3 protein-coding genes are annotated in these 4393 nt (G+C 72.5%); 2 read left to right on the forward strand and 1 reads right to left on the reverse strand.

Features of this window, described 5'->3' with window-relative positions; translation table 11 throughout:
• The coding region (locus AB7J25_RS30315; RefSeq protein ID WP_428514765.1) for an FHA domain-containing protein at positions 1-578 on the forward strand (578 nt) is incomplete at its 5' end.
• 105 nt (positions 579-683) lie between these two features.
• Here the strand turns inward: AB7J25_RS30315 and AB7J25_RS30320 are convergent.
• Positions 684-2789 (reverse strand): cation:proton antiporter, encoded by a 2106-nt coding sequence (locus tag AB7J25_RS30320; protein ID WP_428514767.1) that lies wholly within the window; start codon positions 2787-2789, stop codon positions 684-686.
• A gap of 196 nt (positions 2790-2985) precedes the next feature.
• Between AB7J25_RS30320 and AB7J25_RS30325 the strand changes: the two genes are divergently transcribed.
• Positions 2986-4393: proline--tRNA ligase (locus AB7J25_RS30325; protein WP_428514769.1), on the forward strand; the 1408-nt coding region annotated here is incomplete at its 3' end.

The following is a 4393-nucleotide window of genomic DNA, read 5'->3' on the forward strand; positions in this document are numbered from 1 at the left end:
TCCCGCTGTCCGGCGAGCGGATCACGATCGGGCGCTCCGAGGAGAACGACGTCGTCCTGTCCGACGACGGGCAGGTGTCGCGCGTGCACGCCGTTCTGGAGCCGCTCGCGGGCGGCTGGAGCGTGCGTGACGTCGGCTCCAGCAACGGCACGTTCGTCAACGGCAAGCGGCTCGCGAGCGAGGTGCGCCTGGCCGCGGGAGACGAGGTCCGCGTCGGCCGCACCCGCATCGTGCTGCGTGGCAACCCGACGGCGAAGGACCCCGGGGTCACCGAGACCACGGTGCTGCCACCCCAGCTCACCCCCCGCGAGCGGGACGTGCTCGTGGCGCTCTTCCGCCCGATGGCCGCGGGGGAGATGTTCGCCGAGCCGGCGTCCACCCGGTCGATCGCCCAGGAGCTGTGGGTGTCGGAGGCCGCGGTGAAGCAGCACCTCCTGCGGCTCTACGACAAGTTCGGCGTGGTGGACGGCGAGCGTCGTCGCACCCGGTTGGCGAACGAGGCGATCCGCCGCGGCGCGATCAGCATGGCGGAGGTCCGGGCGGCGCCCGCCCCGCCGGGGGCGACGCCCACCTCGTAGCGACCATGATCGCCAGAACTGGTGCATGACGCTCACATGCGAGCGTCGTGCACCATTCCCGGCGATCATGACGACGGCCGGCGCCCGCCTCCTCGATCAGGCCGGTCAGGTTGTCCGGTCGGGCACCCGGGCTTCGACGACGATGCGCTGCACCGTCTGGTCGAGGTCCTCGTCCGTCTCGATCTCGCTCGGCCACACCCGTACCACCGCGCCCGCGGCGGGGGCCGCGGCCGCCCCTGCCACCACGACGAGCCCCGCGGCGACCTCGCCGTCGGCCTGCTCCGCGGCCACCCCGTGGCGCCGCAGGGCCTCGACGGCCGCCGCGGCGCGGCGGCCGGAACGCCGGTCACCCGTGCCTCCGACGAGGAGGGTCTCCCCGCGGGCGAGGGCCGCCTGCGCCCCCAGCCGGACGGCCGCCCGCCCGGCCGCGGAGCCGTCGGTGAGGACGAGCACCGGCCCGTCCGGCGCGCCGCCCAGGCGGACCCAGCCGCGGGCGGCGGCCGGGGCGTCGGGCAGGCCGGCGTCGGTGTCCTCGGCGTTCTCCCCCTCGGGGACCAGCACGATCTCGGCACCGACGGCCGCGCCGACGGCCGCGAGCTCCGCGCGCGGATCGGCGGCGAACCGCGCCACCACCGAGCACTGGACGTCCCCGGAGGCGGAGATCTCCTGCGCCACGACGCGCAGCGAGTCGCCCGCTGCGGCGATGAGGGCGAGCTCGTTGCCCAGCCCGCCGCCCATCTCCAGCTTGGGCCGGGCGGGGAGGAACCGGCAGAGCGCCACGCGGGCGGGGCGCTCGAGGCCCGCGACGTCCCGGGCGATCCGCGCGAGTGCCGGGGTTGCGGTTCCGTCGGGTCCGCCGGCGCCCGCACCGTCCTCGGGGACCGCGACCACGACGGTGTAGGCGTCGATCTCGCCGAGCTCCTCGCGTTCGGCCGCGGCGATGTCGCGCTGCACCATCCGGTCCGGATAGACGATGTTCAGCAACGGTGCAGCCATCGCCGTCGTGATCAACGCCATGAGCACCATCAGCGTGAACAGGTTCTGGTCGAGCACCCCGAGCTGGACGCCGACGGTGAGGATCACCAGCTCGGTGAGTCCGCGGGTGTTCATGAGCAGCCCGAGCGCGCCGGCCTGCCGGCGGGGGACGCGCCGGAACCGCGCGGCGGTGTAGGCGCCGATGAACTTGCCGCCGATCGCCGCCAGGAGGATGAGCAGCAGCTCCCAGAGGCCGATGAGGCCGACGGCACCGATGTCGACCCGCAGGCCGGTGACGACGAAGAACACGGGCAGCAGCAGGAGCAGGCTGATCTGCTCGACACGCTCCAGGATCTCCCGGGTGAGCCCGGCCGCGCCGCGCCGCGGCATCGCGGTGCCCAGGATGAAGGCCCCGAAGATGGCGTGGACCTCGATCTTCTCGGTGATGTACGCGCTGGTCAGCAGGAGCACGAGCACGATCGCGAGCATGTCCGGTGTCAGCCGGCCCTCGCGGTTGTACCAGGGCACCATCCGGGCGAGCAGTGGCCGGACGACGAGGAACATGAAGGCCGCGAACACCGCGGTCAGCCCGATGATCTTGGCGACGCTCAGGAAGTTCCCGTCCGCCGCCCCGACCGCGACGACCACGGCGAGCAGCGACCAGGCCAGCACGTCGTCGATGGCCGCGCAGGCCAGGGCCAGTACGCCGACCGCGGTGCGCTGCATCCGGCGCTCGGTGAGGATCCGGGCGAGCACCGGGAACGCGGTGATCGACATCGCGGCGCCGAGGAACAGCGCGAACGGCAGGAAGGCGATGTCCTCGGTGGAACCGTCCGGGTTGGTGAACACGCCGTGGTCGGCGTACAGGTAGGTCGCCAGCACGATGCCGAGGGAGAACGGCAGCACCACCGAGGTGAGGGACACGGTGAGCGCCGTCGAGCGCCGGTCGCGGATCGTCGACAGGTCCACCTCGAGGCCGACGATGAACATGAACAGGATCAGCCCGATCTGGGCGATCACGTTGAGGTAGGGCCGCACCTCCATGGGGAACAGCACCAGCGGCAGGTTCCCGGGCAGCAGGCCGAGCAGGGTGGGGCCGAGCGCGATGCCGGCGACGATCTCGCCGATCACGGCGGGCTGCCCGATCCGCTGGGCCAACCGGCCGAAGACGCGCGCCACCGCGACGATGATGGCGACATCGATGAAGACGTAGATGAGGATCTCTTTGGCCGACATTGACCTGGCCCCCTGGCTCTCCGGCACGGGTCCCCGATGCGGGATCCACCCCGCTCTCCGACCGGTCGCGGGGATGCTAGCCCCGGTCGCGCGGCGTGAGGAAGGTGTGAGGTCCCCACCTCTCGGGGGTGGGTGAGCCCTACCGGAAGCGGAACCGGGAGGACCGGCCGCGGGGCCGCTCGCTACCCTTCGACGGGTGCTGACCAGGATGTCGTCGCTGTTCCTGCGGACCCTGCGCGAGGACCCGGCCGATGCGGAGGTGCCCAGCCACAAGCTGCTGGTCCGCGCCGGCTACGTCCGGCGCGTCGCGCCGGGGGTCTACTCCTGGCTGCCGCTGGGGCTCAGGGTGCTGCGGGCGATCGAGGAGATCGTCCGTGAGGAGATGGACGCCATCGGCGCCCAGGAGATCCAGTTCCCCGCGCTGCTGCCGCGCGAGCCCTACGAGGCCACGAACCGCTGGACCGAGTACGGCCCGAACATCTTCCGGCTCAAGGACCGCAAGGGTGGCGACTACCTGCTCGGACCCACCCACGAGGAGCTGTTCACGCTGGCCGTGAAGGGCGAGTACAGCTCGTACAAGGACTATCCGGTCATCCTGTACCAGATCCAGAACAAGTACCGCGACGAGGCGCGGCCCCGCGCGGGGATCCTGCGCGGGCGGGAGTTCCTCATGAAGGACTCCTACTCGTTCGACCTCACCGACGACGGCCTCGCGGAGTCCTACCGGCTGCACCGCGAGGCGTACACGCGGATCTTCGACCGGCTCGGACTGCGCTACGTCGTGGTGAAGGCGACGTCCGGGGCGATGGGCGGCTCGGCCAGCGAGGAGTTCCTCGCCGAGGCCGAGACCGGCGAGGACACCTACGTCGCGAGCCCCGGCGGGTACGCCGCGAACGTGGAGGCGGTCACGACGACGCCGCCCCCCGCCCGGTCGATCGAGGGCCTGCCCGAGGCGCAGGTGCACCACACCCCGGACACCCCGACGATCGAGTCGCTGGTCGACTTCCTGAACGGGGCCGGGCTCGGCCGCGCCTTCACCGCCGCGGACACGCTCAAGAACGTGCTGGTCAAGATCCGCAGGCCGGGCGAGGCGGAGTGGGAGCTGCTCGCCGTGGGCGTTCCCGGGGACCGCGAGGTCGACATGAAGCGGCTGGAGGCGGCGCTGGACCCCGCCGAGGTGGCGCTGCTGGACGACGCGGACTTCGCCCGCAACGGCTTCCTCGTCAAGGGCTACATCGGGCCGGGGGCGCTCGCCGCGAACGGGGTCCGCTTCCTCGTCGATCCCCGCATCGTCACCGGCACCGCCTGGGTGACGGGCGCGGACAAGGCCGACCACCACGTCGTCGACCTCGTCGTGGGCCGCGACTTCACCCCGGACGGCACGATCGAGGCGGCCGAGGTCCGCGAGGGCGATCCCGCCCCGGACGGCAGCGGGCCCCTCGCCGCCGCGCGCGGCATCGAGATCGGGCACGTGTTTCAGCTCGGCCGCAAGTACGCGGACGCGCTGGGCCTGGACGCGCTCGGCCCGGACTCGAAGCCCATCCGGATCACGATGGGGTCCTACGGCATCGGCGTGTCGCGGCTGGTCGCGGTGATCGCCGAGC

It is taken from the genome of Pseudonocardia sp. (genome assembly GCF_050246655.1).
In the GTDB taxonomy this organism is placed as follows: Bacteria; Actinomycetota; Actinomycetes; order Mycobacteriales; family Pseudonocardiaceae; genus Pseudonocardia.